At 38.4% G+C, this 21503-nt stretch carries 22 protein-coding genes, 2 pseudogenes and 2 riboswitches; of the genes and pseudogenes, 18 read left to right on the top strand and 6 right to left on the bottom strand.

From position 1 onward, the window contains the following. Positions 1-43 precede the first annotated feature (43 nt). From MHB58_RS12460 to MHB58_RS12450, 3 genes are all read left to right on the top strand, one after another. Positions 44-607, top strand: coding sequence for a 5-formyltetrahydrofolate cyclo-ligase (locus MHB58_RS12460; RefSeq protein ID WP_014823429.1), 564 nt, complete (start codon positions 44-46; stop codon positions 605-607). A gap of 17 nt (positions 608-624) precedes the next feature. Beyond that, complete coding sequence (locus MHB58_RS12455) at positions 625-825, top strand: YqgQ family protein (RefSeq protein WP_008408519.1); 201 nt, start codon at positions 625-627, stop codon at positions 823-825. A gap of 313 nt (positions 826-1138) precedes the next feature. Further along, on the top strand, positions 1139-3040 hold the full coding sequence (locus MHB58_RS12450; RefSeq protein WP_008408518.1) for an LTA synthase family protein: 1902 nt from the start codon (positions 1139-1141) through the stop codon (positions 3038-3040). A gap of 90 nt (positions 3041-3130) precedes the next feature. Here the strand turns inward: MHB58_RS12450 and MHB58_RS12445 are convergent, their stop codons facing one another. Further along, on the bottom strand, positions 3131-3307 hold the full coding sequence (locus MHB58_RS12445) for a DUF2759 domain-containing protein (RefSeq protein ID WP_008404364.1): 177 nt from the start codon (positions 3305-3307) through the stop codon (positions 3131-3133). A gap of 172 nt (positions 3308-3479) precedes the next feature. On the opposite strand from MHB58_RS12445, the gene MHB58_RS12440 reads away from it, so the two are divergent. After that, a complete protein-coding gene (locus MHB58_RS12440) occupies positions 3480-4124 on the top strand; it encodes an MBL fold metallo-hydrolase (RefSeq protein WP_008404363.1) in 645 nt (214 codons plus the stop codon). Between the two features lie 55 nt (positions 4125-4179). Here MHB58_RS12440 and MHB58_RS12435 read toward each other — a convergent pair whose 3' ends face one another. Together MHB58_RS12435 and MHB58_RS12430 are read right to left on the bottom strand one after the other, a co-directional pair. After that, a complete protein-coding gene (locus MHB58_RS12435) occupies positions 4180-4422 on the bottom strand; it encodes a DUF2626 family protein (protein ID WP_008404362.1) in 243 nt (80 codons plus the stop codon). A gap of 117 nt (positions 4423-4539) precedes the next feature. After that, positions 4540-5238, bottom strand: a complete 699-nt coding sequence (locus MHB58_RS12430) for a helix-turn-helix transcriptional regulator (RefSeq protein ID WP_008404361.1) — start codon at positions 5236-5238, stop codon at positions 4540-4542. A 182-nt stretch (positions 5239-5420) separates the two neighbouring features. Between MHB58_RS12430 and comGA the strand changes: the two genes are divergently transcribed. The 10 genes from comGA to gcvPB all read left to right on the top strand — a co-directional run bounded on the left by comGA (position 5421) and on the right by gcvPB (position 14330). After that, complete coding sequence (gene comGA / locus MHB58_RS12425) at positions 5421-6437, top strand: competence type IV pilus ATPase ComGA (RefSeq protein WP_340735344.1); 1017 nt, start codon at positions 5421-5423, stop codon at positions 6435-6437. Further along, entirely contained in the window at positions 6418-7491 is a 1074-nt protein-coding gene (gene comGB, locus MHB58_RS12420) for a competence type IV pilus assembly protein ComGB (RefSeq protein ID WP_340735343.1), read from the top strand. The genes comGA and comGB overlap by 20 nt, the downstream gene beginning before the upstream one ends. 15 nt (positions 7492-7506) lie before the next feature. Continuing rightward, positions 7507-7821: a competence type IV pilus major pilin ComGC gene (gene comGC, locus MHB58_RS12415; RefSeq protein WP_008404357.1), complete on the top strand. Its 315-nt coding sequence runs from the start codon at positions 7507-7509 to the stop codon at positions 7819-7821. Positions 7822-7823: 2 nt separating this feature from the next. After that, a complete protein-coding gene (locus MHB58_RS20320; RefSeq protein WP_445683150.1) occupies positions 7824-8375 on the top strand; it encodes a prepilin-type N-terminal cleavage/methylation domain-containing protein in 552 nt (183 codons plus the stop codon). Continuing rightward, on the top strand, positions 8284-8577 hold the full coding sequence (locus MHB58_RS12410) for a type II secretion system protein (protein WP_340735342.1): 294 nt from the start codon (positions 8284-8286) through the stop codon (positions 8575-8577). Before MHB58_RS20320 ends, MHB58_RS12410 begins: the two co-directional genes overlap by 92 nt. After that, positions 8574-9029, top strand: a complete 456-nt coding sequence (comGF, locus tag MHB58_RS12405; RefSeq protein ID WP_340735341.1) for a competence type IV pilus minor pilin ComGF — start codon at positions 8574-8576, stop codon at positions 9027-9029. Before MHB58_RS12410 ends, comGF begins: the two co-directional genes overlap by 4 nt. Positions 9030-9338: 309 nt before the next feature. Further along, positions 9339-9851 (top strand): shikimate kinase, encoded by a 513-nt coding sequence (locus tag MHB58_RS12400; protein WP_008404350.1) that lies wholly within the window; start codon positions 9339-9341, stop codon positions 9849-9851. 126 nt (positions 9852-9977) lie between these two features. Beyond that, positions 9978-10070, top strand: a riboswitch (glycine riboswitch). Between the two features lie 3 nt (positions 10071-10073). After that, a riboswitch (glycine riboswitch) is annotated at positions 10074-10182 on the top strand. A 164-nt stretch (positions 10183-10346) separates the two neighbouring features. Next, entirely contained in the window at positions 10347-11450 is a 1104-nt protein-coding gene (gene gcvT / locus MHB58_RS12395; protein ID WP_340735340.1) for a glycine cleavage system aminomethyltransferase GcvT, read from the top strand. A 59-nt stretch (positions 11451-11509) separates the two neighbouring features. Next, the gene (gcvPA, locus tag MHB58_RS12390; RefSeq protein WP_008404347.1) at positions 11510-12856 is read left to right on the top strand and encodes an aminomethyl-transferring glycine dehydrogenase subunit GcvPA; all 1347 of its coding nucleotides are present in this window, start codon (positions 11510-11512) and stop codon (positions 12854-12856) included. Next, positions 12849-14330, top strand: coding sequence for an aminomethyl-transferring glycine dehydrogenase subunit GcvPB (gene gcvPB, locus MHB58_RS12385; RefSeq protein WP_008404345.1), 1482 nt, complete (start codon positions 12849-12851; stop codon positions 14328-14330). Before gcvPA ends, gcvPB begins: the two co-directional genes overlap by 8 nt. 172 nt (positions 14331-14502) lie before the next feature. On the opposite strand, the gene MHB58_RS12380 is transcribed toward gcvPB, so the two are convergent. Continuing rightward, complete coding sequence (locus tag MHB58_RS12380; RefSeq protein WP_008404344.1) at positions 14503-14886, bottom strand: rhodanese-like domain-containing protein; 384 nt, start codon at positions 14884-14886, stop codon at positions 14503-14505. A 153-nt stretch (positions 14887-15039) separates the two neighbouring features. Here MHB58_RS12380 and MHB58_RS12375 point away from each other — a divergent pair, with 153 nt between their 5' ends. The 4 genes and pseudogenes from MHB58_RS12375 to MHB58_RS12360 all read left to right on the top strand — a co-directional run. Then, positions 15040-15819: a lipoate--protein ligase family protein gene (locus MHB58_RS12375; protein WP_269764165.1), complete on the top strand. Its 780-nt coding sequence runs from the start codon at positions 15040-15042 to the stop codon at positions 15817-15819. Positions 15820-16082: 263 nt separating this feature from the next. Then, positions 16083-18029, top strand: a pseudogene (locus MHB58_RS12370) (vitamin B12-dependent ribonucleotide reductase); the annotation flags it as partial. A gap of 255 nt (positions 18030-18284) precedes the next feature. Next, a complete protein-coding gene (locus MHB58_RS12365; protein ID WP_340735339.1) occupies positions 18285-19112 on the top strand; it encodes an HNH endonuclease in 828 nt (275 codons plus the stop codon). A gap of 68 nt (positions 19113-19180) precedes the next feature. Further along, a pseudogene (locus tag MHB58_RS12360) lies at positions 19181-19801 on the top strand (response regulator SirA); the annotation flags it as partial. Between the two features lie 73 nt (positions 19802-19874). Here MHB58_RS12360 and MHB58_RS12355 read toward each other — a convergent pair. Then, positions 19875-20651 carry a YqjF family protein gene (locus MHB58_RS12355; RefSeq protein ID WP_340735338.1) on the bottom strand — a complete coding sequence of 259 codons (777 nt, stop codon included), beginning with the start codon at positions 20649-20651 and terminating at the stop codon, positions 19875-19877. A 55-nt stretch (positions 20652-20706) separates the two neighbouring features. Continuing rightward, complete coding sequence (locus MHB58_RS12350; protein ID WP_340735337.1) at positions 20707-21342, bottom strand: 2OG-Fe(II) oxygenase; 636 nt, start codon at positions 21340-21342, stop codon at positions 20707-20709. Positions 21343-21503: the final 161 nt, after the last annotated feature.

Here is a 21503-nt window from a genome sequence, read left to right as displayed (position 1 = left end):
TAATGTTTAACTTAAAACAGCTTTATTGAAAGTAGGGATTTGTTTGGAGAAAAGAGACTATCGTATAAAAGTGCAGGAAAAATTGTCCAAAATGAACGATCAGGCATATCGTGAACGTTCATTGGAAATTGCTCAGCAATTATTACAGGAACCATCTATTCAAAAAGCAAATATTATCGCAATTACATTATCAAACCAGCCGGAAGTGGATACGACGTTTATTATTGAGGAATTATGGAAATTAAATAAATATATTGCAGTTCCGAAATGTAATCCTAAAGATCGCTCGATGCAGTTTTACAAAATTAACAGTTTTGATGAAACCGAACGAGCTTATAAAAATATATTAGAACCGATACCTGAACGAACGGAACTGGTCGAAAAAGAACAAATTGATGTAATGATTGTACCAGGGGTAGTATTCGATCGTCATGGGTACCGTATTGGATTTGGCGGGGGTTATTATGACCGCTATTTAGTCGGGTTTAAAGGGATGCGGATATCGTTGGCGTTTGAGGAGCAGCTGTTGAACGAAATACCGAGAGAATCACATGATCTTCCGGTACATATACTACTTACAGACAAAAATCGCATAATCTGCGAATAAATGGTGGGGGAACGAGAATGAAGTCAATGTTGGATGTGCTTGGCATCTTAAAACAATACGGCATTTACATTTATACAAAGGACCGTATTGGAGATTTGTACTTAATGGAAGACGAAATTAAGGAATTATATAAATCTAAATTTATCGAGACGAAAGATTTTCAAATGGCCTTGTTAATCTTGCGCCAAGAAGAGCAAAGGCTTAAAGCAGGAAAATAACTGGAATTTAACGTATAATAGTAAAGGTCGGATAAAGGGTTACTTGTTTACTTAGGGTTTTGGACTTTTTGATGAACATACCCTGAGTGTTACAGCGGGAATAAACCGCTGTTTTCATATTTAACGAAACCTTTTCGAAGTTAATACGTACTAAATAATAGTGCTATTTTATGAATGTAATCTGTTTAAACGAAATAATGTTGCGGATTTGTTTGAAAAGCTTTAACATAGATTTTGTTTGAATAAGGAATTTACACAAATAAAACAATGTATTTAAAAAAAATCGAATATGTAAAGAGAGGATGTATAGGATATGAAAGATTTTAAATGGCCTAAACATTCGATATTAGCGATTGCCGTAATAGCAACCTGGATTAAAACTGTAATTGTTTATGAAACTAGCTTTGATATGAAGATAGAAAATGCAATGCAATTGTTAATTTTGATTATCAATCCATTAAGCTTCTTATTGTTCTTCTATGGATTGTCATTGTTCTTGAAATCACAAAAAGCACGAAATCGCTATATTGTTGGCAGTAGTATTTTACTGTCCTTCGTAGTATACGGAAATGTTGCCTTTTACCGTTTCTATAATGACTTTGTAACATTGCCTGTTTTGTTCCAAACGAGCAATTTTGGAGAGTTGGGAACATCAGCAGCAGCTATTATTAGCTGGATGGACATATTTTACTTTGTCGATGTTTTACTGATTATTATTGCTGTGAAGTTTTTACCGAAAGCGGATGAGCAGTTACTGCCTATTCGTAAAGATGCGCGTAAAGCTTACTTTGTCATGACGGCAGCTATTTTGTTTTTAAACTTAGGCTTAGCTGAAACAGAACGTCCGCAATTATTGACACGAGCATTTGATCGTGAACTGTTAGTGAAAAATATCGGAACGTACAACTATCATCTATACGATGTTTATGTTCAGTCGAAATCGTCAGCCCAGCGTGCATTGGCTGACGGGAGTGAGCTTGTTGAAGTAAGCAACTATGTTCGTGCTAACCAGGCGGAACCTAATGTTGAAATGTTCGGCAAGTATGAAGGCCGAAATGTAATTGCCGTATCACTGGAATCATTGCAGTCTTTTGTTATTAACGAAGAAATGAATGGGGAAGTGGTGACACCTTTCCTGAATTCATTAACAAACGATAAGGATACGTATTACTTCAGCGACTTTTACCACCAAACGGGATTAGGGAAAACTTCGGATTCTGAGTTTATTTTCGAAAACTCATTGTATGGTTTAGGTCGAGGGGCAGTATTCTTTACACATGGTGAAAATACGTATAATTCCTTTGCAGAGCGATTAGGGGAGAATGGGTATTTTACAAATGTTATGCATGCGAACAATAAATCATTTTGGAATCGTGACATGATTTACAAATCATTCAAACTAGATCAGTTTTATGATCTCGAATCTTACAATGTAACAGAGGAAACATCTGTAAACTGGGGATTAAAGGATATTCCTTTCTTTGAACAATCTGCAGCATTGATGAAAGAAATGCCACAGCCGTTTTACAGCCGTTTAATTACATTAACAAACCACTATCCGTTCTATTTGGATCCGGAAGATATAATGATTCCGGAATACGATTCAAATTCAGGAACTTTAAATCGTTATTTCCAAACAGTTCGCTACTTGGATGAATCGGTGAAGGAATTCTTTGATGATTTAAAGGAACAGGGCTTATATGAAAATTCAATTATTGTGATGTACGGAGACCACTATGGGATTTCCGAAAACCATAATAAAGCAATGGCAAAATATTTAAACAAAGAAGAAATTACACCATATGACAGTGCACTTTTACAGGCTGTCCCATTATATATTCACATCCCTGGTTCGAATGATGGACAAGTGATGGATAATGTAGCGGGTCAACTGGATATTCGTCCTACATTACTGCACCTGTTAGGAATTGAGACTTCAAAAGATATGCAATTAGGTGCTGACCTGTTCTCAGAAGAGCATGAGGATTTCGTTATCTTCCGTGATGGTCGCTTTGTAACAGATAAATATGTATATGCAGGTGAAGTATGCTACGACCGGGAGTCGGGAGAAGCAATTGATACGGAAGCGTGTCAGCCATTTATTGATCGTGCAACGCAAGAATTAGAATACTCGGATCAAATTATTAATGGTGACCTGTTGCGTTTCTATGATACAGAAACAGGAAATCTGCTGATTGATACGAATTATAAATAATGAAAGCTGCCCCGAAGAAATTCGGGAGCAGCTTTTTTTCTTCATATAAAAAACGTATTGCTAGTGTAGCAATACGTTTTTTGGTTGCAATTAGTGGGTTGGTGGATAGCCTTGATTTAAAACCGTCATAATGACGAACCAACCGAAAACACCTGCAGCTAAAGCGTTAAAAGCAGCAGCTAAAAGGTTTTTTTCTTTGATTGATTGGAATATGCCAATTACGCCAAAAATTGCAACTAAACCAAAAATAACCATTAATAAGTTCATAAAAAATTGACACTCCTTTCAACATTCCAAAAAATGTCTCAACAATATTCCTCTTTTATTGTAAAGGTTTCCAAATCGTTTGTCGAGAACTAAAAGTGGCGTTTGTTTGAACGATAACTTTCTCTATCAGAACGATTGAAAAAATGTATAATGGAAACTGAGGTGATAATCCATGTTAAATGTTAGAAAATATAGTCTTGGACCGATACAAACTAATTGCTATATTGTAAGCAATAAAGAAAAAGACTGTTTAATTTTTGATCCAGGTGAAGAAGGGGCACGTATTGTAAATGAATTACGTAAAAATGGCTTGAATCCATTAGCGATTTTATTAACCCATACCCATTTTGATCATATCGGTGGAGTGGATGCGGTACGGGCAATATATAATATTCCGCTGTATGTACATGAAAAAGAAGTGGAATGGCTTGCTGATCCAATGAAAAATGGTTCGGGCAAATATGCGGAATTGCCAAATTATATTGTTAAAAAACCCGATGGAGAACATATTATCCGAAAAGAAGGAGAAATGACTATCGGTGCGTTTACCTTTACGGTAGCCCATACACCAGGACATTCTCCGGGAAGTGTATCCTTTATTTTCAAAGATGATGCTTTTGCGATTGTAGGCGATACATTATTTGAACAAAGCATTGGACGTACTGATTTGATCGGTGGGTCCATGAATGTCTTGCTAAAATCGATTCACGATAAGCTATTATCATTACCGGAAGATACAATTATATATCCGGGGCATGGTGATTATACGACACCAGCTGCTGAAATGGATTCCAACCCGTTTTTAAATGGCTTTTAATTATCCCTATGTAAATGAAAAAACGACCGCTCTCGATTGAAGAGCGTGTCGTTTTTTAATGTCCGCCACCTGGAGTGTGTATGAATGTTGTGTAATAGGTGAAACCGGCGAAGAAAACAGTTAAGTATGCGCCAAAAATGTACATGTACATGCGTTCTGAAAGATTTAAGAAGCCTAATAATAAAAATAAACCTGTATTACCTACGAATAATAGCGAAACCTCGTTCATACCTCCAAGGTAGAACATAACGGCAAAAATAGCAGTCCAGAATGCCATAACTTTATACATATTGCTCATGAAATATCCCTCCTTTTCTAAAAAAATAGAATAGTCTCTCATTCATTATAAATCAAGTTTCTGGATAATGTAAACTGCGAGATATGGAAGAGTTGTGACAAATGAATAATTTTTCCATTAATTGTGAACGGAAATTTTGTATTTACAGAAGTCACAGTCATGTACCATACTTTCTATTTTTGTAATTTCATGACTTTCAAACAGTGTATCAACTTGTCCATACAAAAAGGATTCATGGAGTTGGCATACAATTTCTCCGTAGTTCATTAACTGTTCCTGGAAGGGACAGTTGAAAAGTGAGAATATAATGGATTTGGATTGATTATCTTCAATAACTTCCGGTATATAACCTATTAATGTCGCACTTTTAGTTAACATGGCCAATTTCTCATCAAATGTATAGGGAGATTTTCGTTTATGTGAATTCATTTGTTCAAGCATCGATTGTTTTCCGTCACGGTAACTGATTTCCTGTGCTTTACTCAGAGCATCTTCACCAAGCTCGCGAATAAGTTCAAGTGACCATTTAACTAATGAAGATGGCTCGCGTCGAGGAATACTTAAATTGATTCCTTCTTGCTTTGCTTTATATACTCTTCCAGGTCGTCCGCCTTTTCCGGTTTTTAAATGTTCTGATGTTATGGCACCGATTTCTGCAAGTTTCGTTAAATGCAGGCGTGCTACATTGGAGTGGATTTTAAATTGATCTGCAATATCTTGAACGGATAAAAATTGCTTTTGCTGTAACATAAATTCATAAATGGAAAACCGGGTTTCATCGGCAAAAGTGCTAGAAATTTTAATCGGATGAATCATATATAAACCCCCAATACGGTAAAAATTTAAAATTTAAAAATGCTAGCTTAACTAATATTCTACATGAATTATTAGTGAATTTGTTGATATAGAAAGAAAATTCCTATTAAAAAGAAATTTTATCTGTTTTTATATAAAATACTAGACAATCCATTTATAATGGAGTCATCTTAAATAAAGGGGTGATTTCGATTAAACCATTATCAATCATTGAACAAAAATGTTTTGAGCTTTTATCTAATGCAGCGCAGCTTAATGTGACCGACATCCATTTACTCCCCAGAGAAGGGTGCTATGATTTATTAATGAGAAAATACGGCCGTTTTGAAAAGGAAGATGAACTTCCTACAGAGCTTGCTACCCGTATGATTTCCTATTTTAAATTTCTTTCTTCGCTTGATATTAGTGAAAAGAGAAAGCCTCAGAGTGGTTCCTTCCAAAAATTTATTGACCAGTCCATGTATGCGTTCCGTATTTCCACATTACCTTCCAGCTTCTTTAAAGAAAGTTTAGCCGTTCGAATATTACGTCAAAATTATACCGTCCCCTTACAGACTTTATGTCATTTCCAGGAAAGTGTTGAACAGCTGTATCAATTGGCCAGTCTTGAAGGCGGGTTAATCTTGATTAGCGGTGCGACCGGAACCGGCAAAACGACAACATTATATTCACTGCTCCAATATTGTTCACAGCATTTATCCCGTCACGTCATATCATTGGAGGATCCAGTGGAAAGCAGACAAGAGCAGCTATTGCAAATACAAGTGAATGAGCGAGCCGGAATGACGTATTCAGCAGGTTTAAAAGCAATTTTAAGGCATTCTCCCGAAGTTATTATGTTAGGGGAGATTCGGGACAGGGAAACGGCAAAGGTTGCCATAGAAGCAGCGTTCTCCGGACACCTCGTCATATCAACGATACATGCAAAGGATACGGTGAACTGTATTTACCGGCTTCATGATTTATCGGTTTCACTTGAGGAGATGCGGCAGATGCTTAGAGCGGTTGTTTCACAGCGGCTAATCGAAACGGAGGTTAACGGCTATAAAGCGATTTTTGAATTTTTAACTGACGATCAATTACAGCTTGCCTTTGAATCAATTATCCAAGATAGATCTTTTACATTACCGTTTGATCAAACATTGGCAGGTCAAAGGGCAAAGCTTCTAGGAGAATACTATGAATATACCGCTCCTTAAAAATACCGCAACTGCTGCTTTATTTAAAAAACCTGTCATTAAGTCCTCAGAGCTCCCTACATTACTCCAACGAATTTCCACACTGTTAAATGAAGGCTATACATTTGCCCATAGTATCGAAATGCTATTGCCCTATCATGTAAAACAATATGAGCCCCTCCAAGAGGAAATATCGAATATATTGCGTGGGGGTGGTAGTGTAACACAAGTTTTTCAGCTACTTTCTCTTGATACACAATATTTAGTATCTATTGAGTTGGCGGAAGCGACGGGCAAACTAAGCGAAGCAATTGGTCTTGTTGCAAAACAGCTCGTTTTTCAACAGCAGGCGAAAATGAAACTAATAAAAGTGATGTCATATCCGCTCATTTTATTTACATTTTTAATTATATTGTTTTTAGCCTTTCGAAAATACTTTCTGCCGAATATGTCTTCTGTTATTACATCCCGCGTCCATAGCGAATCGTCCGCAAGCATTCAGTGGTCGACGTTTTTCCTCCATATGCCAGACTACATTATTGCAGTTGGAATTGTTCTGGTCATTGTTCTTTCCATTTTTGTTTATTATATCCGTAAGAAGCGAATCGATTTACAGCTTCATCTACTGTTTAAGCTCCCTTTAATCGGCCTTTTTTGGCGACTTTTTCTGACGAGACAGTTTGCTCGCCATTTAGGCAATTTATTATTAGCTGGCTTCTCGCTCCAAAAGGCATTCGATCATTTAAAATCCCAACAGCACCAAAAGCAGATTGCCTATATTGCTGGTTCACTTCAAGAACGTATTCTTATTGGCGATTCATTGGAGCGGACGGTGGAAGTCGTCGGCTACTTTTATCCGAAGTTTGAGCACTTTATTGCACATGGTGAGGCGAGCGGCTTATTAGGACGGGAGCTTATTTTATATTGTGAGCTTTTGGATGAAAAGCTACAGAAGATAATTGAACGAATACTGGCAATTATTCAGCCGCTGCTTTTTGTGATCATTGCCATTTGTGTTATTGCTGCCTATTTGAGTATTTTAATTCCGATGTATGATGTCATTGATTTTATATAAGAAAGGGTGGAACAGATGAAGAATGAAAAAGGATTTACGCTAGTAGAAATGCTTGTTGTTTTATTAATCATCTCCATTTTAATATTAGTCACAATTCCAAACGTTTCAAAGCACTTTGCATCAATTGATGAAAAAGGGTGTGATGCTTATATTTTGATGCTTCAAGGACAGGTAGAGGCATATAAACTGAATCATAATGAATATCCGTCTTCGGTCACAGATCTAATTGAAGAGGATTACATTGTGGAAGAAGATTTAAGATGTCCGGATAATACTGAAATTAAAATTGTGGACGGAAAAGTCGTTGGACCGGCGAACAGCGAAACGTAACGATGATGCATAAAGTTAAATCACTGTTAACAGATGAAAAAGGTTTTACATTACTGGAAATGCTTATCGTTCTCTTTATTTTTTTAGTAGTCAATTCAGCGATTCTGTATTTTTCACAAAAGCCGTTAATGGATTATACAGAAAAACAGGTGATGAGCCAAAACGAAATGTTAATACGCATGACACAATTACTATCCATTGAGACCGGAACCTATCATAGCTTTGAAATTATTAATTGTCACCGGATTCAAGTAAGAGAGCGCAATACTTCTACTATTGTTTTCGATCACAGAATAGCGCGGCCACTAGATATGTATTTAACTACTCCAAATAACCGGCTGATATTTAATACAAGAGGAAATGTCCAGGCGTTTGGACGACTGACATATCATTTTGAGAATAAAAGCTATCAATATTCTATTAATATCGGGAAAGCCAGAATTTTGGAAAAGGAGGTTTTTCATGAACCAGGAAGGACTAACTCTTGTAGAAACACTATTAGCAGTCGTCATTTTATTTTTCCTCTCGTCGACAATGATACCGCTCACGTTTAATATGAAACAGCAAATTGCGATACAAAAAATACAAGCCCATGCAGCGGAAGTGGCTTATATAGGAGCGATGAAGTATAAAAGGTATGGTCAATCAGCCGGTACACAACAAATTGATGGCATGCAGTTTCAATGGAATTACGACGGACACCGAATATGCGTCCGTTATGACAACAATGAAAAAGAAGAGGAACTTTGTGTATGAATTTCAAGCAAACATTAAGTGAGCGGGGGTTTACACTACTGGAAAGCTTGTTTCAGTTAACCGTGTTTGTGCTTTTTACCGCAATTAGCCTACTTATCCTCATATGGGTTCGGGATCTTCAACAGCTTGAGAAGATGAAAGATGAGGTGAACTGGGAATTGTTCGTTTATGATATTCATCAATACAATATGAATTCCGCATCTGGTAGGGTACTCAATTCTAATATGCTGCAATTGGAAATGTTAAATGATCCCGAGGAGCGGTTGTTTGTCTTTGATAAGTCAGAAGAGCATTTGCGTAAAAGGTCGAATAAAGGGGGAAATGAGATTATGCTGCCTTTTGTTAAGGAATGGGAACTGACGATTGTTGAAAATGAAGTGAATATGAGGGTAGTGATGAAAAATGGAACAAAGCGAGAAAGAGATCTCGTATTGCCATTGCCTCCAGAATGAGAAGGGTGCATTATTTTTACTGGCTGTATTTTTATTGTTCATCGTTTCTGGTGCTGCTGTTTTCTATACAAATGCATATTTTGCGCAAATAAAAGTATATAATTCATTGGAATCTATTTACGTTCGTGCTACGATAAATATACTAAATTTACCTTAAAGTTCGACTTCTTTTTGCAAAGTCGAAAAAATGTCACATCATGCGGTTTTGTTTGATACAAAAATATTTGTGTTAAAACGCAAAATGGAAACGAAAGAATAGGTAGAGGTGTAATTGATAAAGTAGTCCGTAATTAGAAGAAGGTGAACAGCATGCGTAAAATTTATTTAGTAGGATTTATGGGTTGCGGAAAAAGTGCGATTGGTAGACGTTTAAGTTTTTTCTTGAAAATGCCGTATTACGATATGGATCACGAAATTGTACGTCAGCAGGGTATGACAATTCCTGAAATTTTTGAGAAATACGGCGAAGCACACTTCCGAAAAATCGAGACGGAATTTTTAAAGAATTTTCGTGATGAAGCATGCATTATCGCTACAGGCGGTGGGGTAGCCGTCAATGAAGAAAACAGGAGAATTATGCGCCAGACAGGGCTCGTATTTTTTCTTGATGCTAAATTTGAAGATATTTATATGCGGATTCGGAATGATAAAAACCGTCCTATTGTTCAATCGTCATCGGAACAAGAATTGGAAAATCTGTATCACCAACGCAGAAGGAGTTATCGACTAGCTGGCCATATACAAGTACTCACAGCCGGAAGAACATTAAGACAAATTGTCGAGTATATCGGGTTTCAAGTAAAACGTCTTAAAGGCGAATGATTTTTCGATAATTAAACTTAATGTTCGTATTTTGAATAAAAATAAAAAAAGATTGCGTTTGCATTATATTCAATGTTAGGATATTGCTAAGAAGAGCAATAACATGAAGTAAATAATCTAACGCGGATGATGATACGGGGAGAGAACGTGATGTCACGTCGCCGAAGGAGCAAATAGCTAAGCTATGAATCTCTCAGGCAAAAAGACTCGTATTGGACGCAACTCTGGAGAGTGCTGTAATAGCTATTGTTACAAACAGCCACCAAAGGGGAAAGCCTAAATTGTGATAGAGGATCAAATTCAGGTGTAACTTTCAGGTGCCAGGACAGAGAATCTCGCTAAAGGGGATTCGTCTGTCTTTTTTTTGTGGATAAATCGGCTTTTAATATTCTGATGATTCTAATAAAAAGATAGATTTACACTTTTGATAGGTGTAATGTTGCTTTCCCCTTTGCATTGCAAAACGAACATACATAATTAAAGGAGGAAATGAACATGACAAATGAATTAAAGCGCACACCACTTTTTGACGAATATGCAAAGTATGGTGGAAAAACAGTTGATTTTGGCGGCTGGGAGTTACCAGTACAATTTTCTTCGATCAAAGAGGAGCATGATGCGGTACGTAACCGCGCAGGACTTTTTGATGTATCCCATATGGGGGAAATTATTGTAGAAGGCCCGGATGCACTTGTTTATTTACAAAAGATGCTTTCCAATGATATTTCGAAAATTGCAATTGGCGGCGCGCAATATAGTGCACTTTGCTATGAAGATGGCGGTGTTGTGGACGATTTACTGACATACCGTTTGGAAGATAATCGCTATTTACTATGTGTCAATGCAGCGAATATTGAAAAGGACTTCGAATGGTTACAGCAGCATGTCGAAGGGGATGTCAAAGTGGCGAATTTGTCAGATGACTACGCTCAAATCGCTTTGCAAGGACCTTTATCACAGGAAGTTCTGCAAACATTAACAGCAACAGACTTAACGGCAATCAAATATTTTAAATTCCAGGACAATGTAGAAGTAGGCGGACATTCGGTTCTTGTCTCGCGCTCAGGTTATACGGGAGAAGACGGATTTGAAATTTACGGAGCTCCAGCAGCGATTGTTGACTTGTGGAACAAAATTTTGGAAGCAGGAAAAGACCAAGGTGTAGTAGCAGCCGGTTTAGGCGCTCGTGATACACTTCGCTTTGAAGCTTGCCTGCCATTATATGGCCAAGAGATTTCAAAAGAAATTTCACCACTTGAAGCAGGGATTGGCTTTGCCGTGAAATTGGCGAAAGATCCGCTCTTTATCGGTCAGCAAGCATTAATTGACCAAAAAGAAAATGGCCTAACACGTAAATCTGTAGGTATCGAAATGATTGATAAAGGTATTCCCCGTCATGGCTATAAAGTATTTAAAGATGGTGAAGAGATTGGTTTTGTAACTACAGGAACTCAGTCACCAATGACAAAGCGCAATATCGGTTTAGCTTTAATTGACGCAAAATTCACGGAAGTTGGAACTGAATTAGAAATCGAAGTACGAAAAAATAGAGCAAAAGCAGTTGTAGTAGAAACACCATTTTACAAGCGTGCAAAATAAAGTGAAACTTCAATCTACCCGTTAATTGCGGGATAAAACTTTTGAAAAGAGGGTTAACAATGAAACATCGTTATTTACCAATGACGGAACAAGATAAACAAGAAATGTTAGACCGTATCGGGGTTGCGACAATTGATGAACTTTTCGAGGATATTCCTGAAAAAGTTCGCTTCCAAGGAAGCTACAATATTAAACCTGCAAAGTCTGAAGCTGCTTTAATGAAAGAACTGGCACAACTTGCTTCAAAAAATAAAGATACAGCAAGTAATGTCTCATTTTTAGGTGCAGGAGTCTACAATCACTATAAACCGGTAATTGTCGATCACGTTATTTCACGTTCAGAGTTTTATACAGCCTACACACCTTATCAGCCGGAAATTTCTCAAGGTGAACTTCAAGCTATTTTTGAATTCCAAACGATGATTGCGGAACTGACAGGTATGGATATTGCAAACTCTTCTATGTACGATGGCGGTACGGCATTGGCAGAAGCAGGTATGCTTGCTGCAGGCCATACACGTCGCGGTAAATTACTCGTTTCAGGAACTGTCCATCCAGAATATCACGATGTTGTGAAAATGTATGCAACAGGACAATCAATTGAAGTTGTTACTATTCCTGCAAAAGACGGTGTGACAGACATCGAAGCATTAAAAGGCTTAATCGATGATCAAACAGCCGGTGTTATTGTTCAATATCCAAACTTCTTTGGTCAAATTGAAAACTTACAGCCGCTTGCAGACATTACACACGATGCAAAAGGATTGTTTATCGTATCTGCTAACCCGTTAGCTCTTGGCGTATTAACACCTCCAGGAAAATTAGGTGCCGATATTACAGTTGGGGATGCACAAGTATTCGGAATTGCTGAAGCGTTCGGTGGTCCACACTGTGGCTATTTCGCGGTAACGAATAAATTAATGCGTAAAGTACCTGGCCGTCTTGTTGGGGAAACAGTAGACCAAGAGGGTCGCCGTGGTTATGTATTAACATTACAAGCGCGTGAGCAGCACATCCGTCGCGACAAAGCGACATCTAATATTTGTTCTAACCAGGCATTACTTGCACTTGCTTCTTCAGTAGCAATGACAGCTCTTGGCAAACAAGGTATGCAGGAAATGGCAAAACAAAATATCGTGAAGACACGCTTTGCTAAAAATGCCTTTGAAGCAGCTGGTTTTGAAGTTGTTTATCAAGGCGCACACTTCAACGAAATCGTCGTTAAGACAAATCATAATGTGACAGAGCTAAACAAAGCATTAATCGAAAAAGGCATTATCGGCGGTTTTGACTTAGGTCGTGTTTATCCTGAATTAGAAAATCATGCACTCATTGCTGTTACGGAAATCCGTACAAAAGAAGAAATCGAGCAATTAGTTGCAGAAATGGGGGCTTACAATGCATAACGAAAACCAATCACTCATTTTCGAAATTACAAAACCAGGTCGTGTCGGCTACAACTTAGAGCCATTGGATGTTCCTGATTTTGATCTTGAAGAACTGCTTCCAAAAGAGTTAGTACGTCAAGAAGCGGCTGAATTGCCGGAAGTTGCAGAATTAGATATTATGCGTCACTATACAGCACTTTCACGCCGTAACCATGGTGTAGACTCAGGGTTCTACCCGCTTGGTTCATGTACGATGAAATACAATCCGAAAATCAATGAAACGGTTGCACGCTACGCTGGTTTTGCCAATGTTCACCCATTACAGGATGAGTCAACAGTACAAGGTGCAATGGAATTATTATATGATCTTCAAACATCCCTTCAGGAAATTACAGGTATGGATGAAGTAACATTACAGCCAGCAGCAGGCGCACATGGTGAATGGACAGCATTAATGATGATCCGTGCATTCCATGAGGCAAATGGTGAAGGTCACCGTAACAAAGTAATTGTACCGGATTCGGCTCACGGTACAAACCCGGCTTCTGCTACAGTTGCAGGCTTTGAAACAATCACAATTAAATCAGGTGATGACGGCTTAGTGGATCTTGAAGATTTACGCCGTGTTGTCGGTCCGGATACAGCAGCATTAATGCTGACAAACCCGAACACTTTAGGTTTATTTGAAGAAAACATTTTAGAAATGGCTGAAATCGTGCATGGTGTCGGCGGTAAGGTTTACTATGACGGCGCAAACTTAAACGCTGTTATGAGTAAAGCACGTCCTGGCGATATGGGCTTTGACTGTGTTCACCTAAACTTACACAAAACATTTACAGGTCCACATGGTGGCGGTGGTCCGGGTTCAGGTCCTGTAGGAGTAAAAGCGGATTTAATTCCATTCCTGCCGAAGCCGGTATTAGTGAAAAAAGAAGATGGCACGTTCCACTTCGACTATAACCGTCCACAATCAATCGGTCGTGTGAAACCATACTACGGAAACTTCGGCATTAATGTCCGTGCATATACGTATATCCGTTCAATGGGTCCAGATGGCTTAAAGGCTGTAACAGAATATGCTGTATTAAATGCAAACTATATGATGCGCCGCTTGGAAGAGCACTTTGATTTACCGTATGACCGTCACTGTAAGCACGAATTCGTGTTATCAGGCCGTCGTCAGAAAAAATTAGGTGTTCGTACATTGGATATCGCAAAACGCCTTCTTGACTTTGGCTACCATCCACCAACAGTTTACTTCCCGTTAAACGTGGAAGAGGGAATTATGATCGAGCCAACAGAAACAGAATCGAAAGAAACATTGGATGCATTCTGTGATGCAATGATTCAAATTGCTCAAGAAACAATCGATAATCCATCGATCGTTCAAGAAGCACCGCATACTACAGTAATCAGCCGTTTAGACGAAACACGTGCTGCCCGTACACCGGTGTTACGTTATACTAAAAAAGAAGAAGTCACAATTTCATAAATTGTGACAAAAAAGGTCAGAGCTGTTTTCTGGCCTTTTTTCTTTGAATAAGGTTAGACTTCTAACGTGTCAGTATATAATAGAAGAAACTATTGAAAAACAGACAATTATGAACGATACTGCCGGTGAGTGAAAATTAAAAAGCCCTCTACACTGTAGAGAACTTTTAAGATTAGTTTTTCGATTTAACTTTACCTGTCCAAGTTTTGAATCCGCCTTGTAACTGATACAGTTGGCTATAGCCTTTTTTCTTTAATGTCAGCGCTGCTCGTGCACTACGGCCAGAGTTTTGGCAGTAAAGGTATACAGGCAGGTCTGGTCGGATTTCTTTATGACGTGTATTAAGTTGCGTCATCGGAATGTTTCGTGCACCTAAAATATGTCCTGCTTCAAATTCTTTGGGTTCGCGTAAATCGATTAATTGGGCTTTACGGTACCCTTCGATAAATTGCTCCTGTGTTAAATTTGTAACGGATTTTTTTAAGCGCATAGAGTTGATTACTACGTAAGCAACGATGACTACTAAAATTATTAGTATCGTATATAAAATTGTCACTGCGATATTGCCCCTTTCTTTCTGTACTTACTATTATAAGAGATGAACTAGAGTTAGTCGAGCGAGTTTGTTAAAATGAATTGGTGGAGGCGAGAAATTGTGAAAAAACAATGGTATTTTATAAATTCGGGGCCATGCAGCCCAGCCTATAACATGGCATTAGATGAAGCGTTACTAGATTGGCATAGCCAAGGGGAAATCCCGCCGGTTATTCGTTTTTACGAGTGGAACCCTGCAACATTATCAATCGGTTATTTTCAGCAAGTACATAAAGATATTAATTTAGAAGCCGTAAAAAAGCAAAATTTAGGTTTCATTCGTCGTCCTACAGGCGGACGTGCTGTTTTACATGACCAGGAGCTTACATATTCAGTGATTGTGACAGAGAGCTACCCGAATATGCCTGAGACTGTTACAGAGGCGTACCGTGTCATTAGCGAAGGAATTTTACAAGGGTTCCGTCTATTAGGGTTGGACGCTTATTTTAGTGTGCCGGAGACGAAAGAACAGCTGGATGATTTAAAGAAACCGAAAAGCGCGGTTTGTTTTGATGCACCAAGCTGGTATGAGCTAGTAGTTGAAGGAAAAAAAGTAGCGGGCAGTGCACAAACACGTCAAAAAGGCGTAATTTTGCAGCATGGAGCCATTTTATTGGACCTGAACGAAGAGCTGCTGCTTTCAGTGTTTAATTTTGCTACAGCCGAAGCTAAAGAAAAAATGCGGAAAAAATTACCCGAGAAAGCCGTTGCGATGAATCAGTTTGTCGATACGCCATTTACAATCGAGCAATGTGTGAATGCATTTTCTAAAGGGTTTGAGATAGCTTTGGATATAGAACTGATTCCTTATGAATTAACGGAGCAGCAAACACAATATGTAGAACAATTAATGCAAAATAAATATTTAACAGATGAATGGAATTTCAAAAAATAGATTGCGAACGTGTGTTTTGATTTTTTATAAAAAAATTTTTATACCCGAAACGTTGGTATAGGTGGATTTAACAAAAACTAAAAAAAATCAACCCCTTGTTTGAAAAAAAGATTTATTGTAATCTTTTTTAAGTGTAATTATATAACCCAACATATAGAATGGTATTTAAGAAATAAGCACAATATATGGTATAAAATGTGTTTAGTTTACATTCATGAAGGGAATCTTAAAATTATTAAATCGTCCAAAGGGGGGCTTACGCGGTGGCAAGTGTTTTAGAACAATCCATCCAAGTCAATCAATTAAATCAAGATATTGAGCAATTTCCTCAAGTGCACCCGATTACACCGGATATGCAAATTACGCACAAAGGTGTATCACGTCTTGTTATGATTGACCGTTATTCTTTTAAAGATACGGAAAAGAAAACATTAAAAACGGGGGATTTTGTTGTTTTGACAGTGAAACAAGATCCGAAATTCCCGGCGCGTGGACTTGGCATTATTCATTCGATTAATCCGGAAAAGAATACCGCTCTTATTAAAATTGATGAAGATTACCGTCATGTATTGGAAGGCGAAGAACAAGAGACGGGTATTATTGAACGCTCATTGGATATTATTGAAAAGCCGCTCGAAATTTTTTATGAGCAAATTGCAAAACGTAATGCAACAGGCTTAGCTTCAGTTGAGAAAACAGAAGAAAAGCGCAAAGAATGGTTCGGAAAGTTTTATGAAGAGCTTGTGTCAATGAATTTTATCCCTGCAGGCCGTGTAATTTATGGGGCAGGTTCGGAAACAGAAGTAACTTTCTTCAACTGTTATGTAATGCCATTTGTCGCTGATTCGCGTGAAGGCATCAGTGATCACCGTAAGCAGGTAATGGAAATTATGAGTCGCGGCGGTGGAGTTGGGACGAACGGATCGACACTTCGCCCGCGCAACACATTGGCGCGCGGTGTAAACGGTAAATCAAGCGGATCTGTAAGCTGGCTTGACGATATTGCCAAGCTGACACATCTTGTTGAGCAAGGTGGGAGTCGCCGAGGTGCTCAAATGATTATGCTGGCAGATTGGCATCCGGATATTGTGGAATTTATCATTTCAAAAATGCAAAATCCACGTATTCTCCGTTACTTAATCGAGAATACAGAAGATGAATCAATTATTCGTCTAGCAAAAGAAAAATTGAAATTCAAGCCTTTAACACAGCAGGAAGATGCGATGTATCAAGGCATTGTGAACTATAAAAATATTGAAGGTTTTGGCGGATTTAACGAAGCGATTATTCGTGACGCTGAAACGAAGCTACGCGATGGCGGAACTTACTCAGTCCATAATCCGGATTTCTTAACAGGTGCAAATATTTCGGTTACATTAACGAAAGAGTTTATGGATGCTGTGGAAAACGATGAGGTCTTCGAATTACGCTTCCCGGATGTAGAAAACTACACACCTGCACAAATGCTGGATTACAACGAGAAATGGCATGAAGTCGGTGACGTTCGTGAATGGGAGAAACTTGGTTACCCAGTTCGAACGTATCGCACAATCAAAGCAAAAGAACTGTGGAATTTAATCAACGTCTGCGCAACATATGCAGCAGAACCGGGTATTTTCTTCATTGATAACGCAAACGATATGACAAACGCAAAAGCGTACGGTCAGAAAGTTGTTGCGACAAATCCGTGTGGAGAACAACCATTAGCACCATATTCCGTTTGTAACTTGGCTGCCGTTAACTTGGCGAAGTTTGCAAACAAAGAAACGAAAACAGTTGATTTTGATGCATTGCGCAAAACGGTCAAAGTTGGCGTACGTATGCAGGATAATGTTATCGATGCAACACCGTACTTCCTCGAAGAGAACAAAAAGCAGGCACTTGGTGAACGTCGAGTTGGGCTTGGTGTAATGGGCCTTGCCGATCTATTGATTTACTGTGAAAAAGAGTACGGTTCTGAAGAAGGTAATGCGCTAGTCGATGAAATCTTCAAGACAATTGCAGTTGCAGCGTATGAAGAGTCGGTTGAACTGGCTACAGAGCGCGGCAGCTTCCCATTCCTTGAAGGACAGACAGAAGTAGAAACAGCACGTTTGCGTGAAGCATTTATTAACACAGGCTTCATGAAAAAAATGCCACAGCATATTCGCGAAAATATTGTGGCAAATGGTATTCGTAATTCGCATTTATTGACGGTTGCACCTACGGGTAAACAAGTTGCCCCGTACATTTGTAAAAATGTAGCGTAAACTTGGCTATATGCGGGAAACCCTGGCGTATCTTTTACTACCTAGCTTTGCCAGCACCATAAAGGTAAAAATGTAAAAGTGTTGATAAGAATTTATCTACCAGACAATCCGCAGGGAAGTCGTGGCTGACCCCTCAACGACTACACGCCGAGCACCATTATTTTACGAACATTCGTTCTTGTTTTATAATTAATAAAACAGTTGAAGGGTGATTCGATGAAAAAGAATTGTCTTAATTGTGGAAAAGAAATTAATGTAAAACCCAGTCAATTTGATCGGAAGAAATATTGTTCTAGAATCTGTAAAACAGAGTATCAAAAAAGTAATCCGCCTCAAATTTGGAGTGAAATGTCAAAAAAGATATTGATTCCATGTTCTTATTGTAAACAACAAATATTGAGGAAACCTTCTAATATTAATAAAACAAACTTTTGCAATATAAATTGCAAAAAACTATATCAAATACAAAATGGTCATTTATTTAATCAGCATTTAAGAAAAGATGTTGAAGTTAAATGTCTAACCTGTCATCAGATGTTTATTGTGCCTAAAAATCGTGAGCATACAGCAAAGTTTTGTTCTAAGGAATGTTTAGGAAAAGCTAATGGTATTAGAGGAAAGGAACAATATCGTAATCGAATTATTGTTTCTTGTAGTAATTGTCTTAAGAAATTTGAAAAAACTCCCTCTACTATTAGAAAATTAAACTTTTGTACTGTAGCATGTATGTCCACTTATTATGTGGAGAAAGAAATGTTTGCTGGTGCTAACAGTGGTACATGGACAGGTGGTAAGGTTTCATATTATGGACCTAATTGGTATAGCCAACGGAGGAAGGTTAGAGCAAGAGATGAGTATACTTGCCAGGATTGCGGAATTACAGAAGCAGAGTATGGACAAGAGCTTTCCGTACATCACATTATTCCTTTTAAACAATTTAACGGGGATTGGAAGAAAGCGAATCAGCTTTCAAATTTAATTTCTCTATGTGAATTCCCGTGTCATCGAAAGAGACATTCTAGAATGGTTGATGATATAGTCTGACCCATATGGCGACATATGGAGCGGGTGATAATAGTCCCGCCCTCTAAAATTAGAGAGTAACAAAAGTGAGTACAGGTACAATGGTCGGAGTTGCAACAGGGCTTGAACCTTACTTCAGCTTCACTTACTACCGTTCAGGTCGTCTAGGGAAGTTTATTGAAGTAAAAGCTGAAATCGTAAAAGAATATTTAGATGCCAACCCGGGTGTGGATGAAAATAACTTACCGGACTGGTTCAAATCTTCAATGGAGCTTTCTGCGGAAGCCCATGCAGATGTTCAATGTATTATTCAAAACTGGATTGATTCATCTATTTCCAAAACAGTAAATGCGCCAAAAGGCTATGGAGTAGAGCAAGTGCAAAAAGTGTACGAGCGTCTATACCGCGGCGGTGCAAAGGGTGGTACAGTGTATGTCGATGGGTCTCGTGACACACAAGTATTAACATTAAAAGCTGAAGAGGCAAATTCAGATGAGCAATTGGAATTTGAAGAATTAAAACAATCAGAAGACCAAGTGAAGCGTCAAGTTGTGCTAGTGGATACAATTAAACCATTAACAGATACAGACGTGACAATCGGTTCGGAAGTTGGCAATACATGCCCGGTTTGCCGTCAAGGTACGGTAGAAGAAATGGGCGGGTGTAACACATGTACAAACTGTGGTGCACAGCTGAAATGCGGTTTATAAAATAAAAAAACGCAACTCATATAATATGGGTTGCGTTTTTGCTTTTCGGAAAAGTTGACGATCTTCCCTTTATTTAAAAATGCAGTCGTCCGGTAGCAGGATGTACTAATGGCCATGCACGAACGTCAATTTTTTTTGAAAAATGCAGGATCGGCTGATCACTTTCCACCATAATCCCTTGCTTGGACAGCGTTGTATTAAGGGTGATTTCGCCTTCTGCTTCTTGTAAAATCCAAGGGTGGTGCAAAATATCACAGCGTACCGGGAGACCTGAAGCATTTAATGTGTAGAAGCAGTAACGCTCAGTCATCCATTCCTCAAAGGAGCCTTTTACCGCAATAAATGGTGAGGAAACGGGTTTATAGCTGCCCGCGAATACAATGTCTGATCGATTGCGCCTTTTGCTTTCAAACAGTATTGTATCACCAAAGTTTTTAATATCCATCTTTGCATAGTGATAAGGTAAATGGAAAAATGTGCGGGCACCTTTTACAGCCGGCCAATTATCCGCATCCAAACTGAAAAAGTATACGCCGGGCTTTCCATCAATCGTCACATAGGTACGCACATTCAGTTCCGGAAATTCAGCGGTACCGGGAATTGGCGGCAACCCTCGAAACCTCACACCTGACATACGAAAAGGGACAACCCCAACCCAGCACACATCTTCATAAGTATCTAATTCCATCGATTCTGGAACTAACTTCCGTAAAACCTCGTATTTCACCGGATAATGGGCGAATAACAGATCGCTCCATGTTTGCTTCATTCCCCAAGGTAAATTTGGCAGCGGCCAAGGGCGATGGCTGTCATCCCATTTGTTTTCTTGTATGTTTGGGAGTTCCTCCATAGCAAGTCACTTCTTTCACATCTATCGTATTTTATATAATTTCCTTCATTTTGACTTATAAACGTTCGCGGATTTGTTTTTTCCGCATCCATTGAGTAGCAACCCATTTTTCGCCTTGTATTACTGGCTCACCAGAATGAAGGGTAAGTTCATTTAATTTTTGATCATTGTAGAAATATTCAAAGTAAACCGCTGTACCTTTCTTTGGTACATTTACAATACCTAAATTCGGAAACGTAGTAACGCCTCCTTCTTCCACATCATTTAAGTAGACTACTAACGTGCTAATGCGATTATTACTGCTCGAAGGGTGATTTGGACCAAAAAAATCAAAATGTGCTTTAAATTCCTGACCCGGTTCATAATGTAAAACTTGTAGACCTTCAGCATGTTCGATTGGAAGGTGCATCAGGCTGCTAATCCGTTTTTCAATTTCGGAAATAAGCGGATTTTCATTTTCCTCAAAAAACATACCACTGCTCGTACGAATTGAACTTATCTCTTTTTTTGCTAATTTGGATCTTTCCAAACGCGAAGAAGCACAATCGATTAAATTCTGGCATTCCTCATCACTTAAAACATTTAAAAACTTTACAATGAGCGGTTCTTCATGCAGAATTTCTGCTGTTATAGTTCGATTGTCAATTGAATAAACAGATTGAATAGGTAAAATGGAAACTTCTGTTGTCATATGTTATATCCTTCCGCAATGGCTTCTAAGTTAGTACAAAAACACTCTCACCCTTATATGATGAAAAGAATGTATTTCTACTCCGATACATATTATACCATTTAATTCTATTTAATGGTATTTAAGTAGCAGAAATATATTAAAAAAATTTTATGCCTGAT

The sequence above is a fragment of the Solibacillus sp. FSL K6-1554 genome, from assembly GCF_038005185.1.
Classification (GTDB): domain Bacteria; phylum Bacillota; class Bacilli; order Bacillales_A; family Planococcaceae; genus Solibacillus; species Solibacillus silvestris.
The sequence above is the reverse complement of the archived record's forward strand: the minus strand, read 5'-3'. Positions and strand labels throughout refer to the sequence as shown.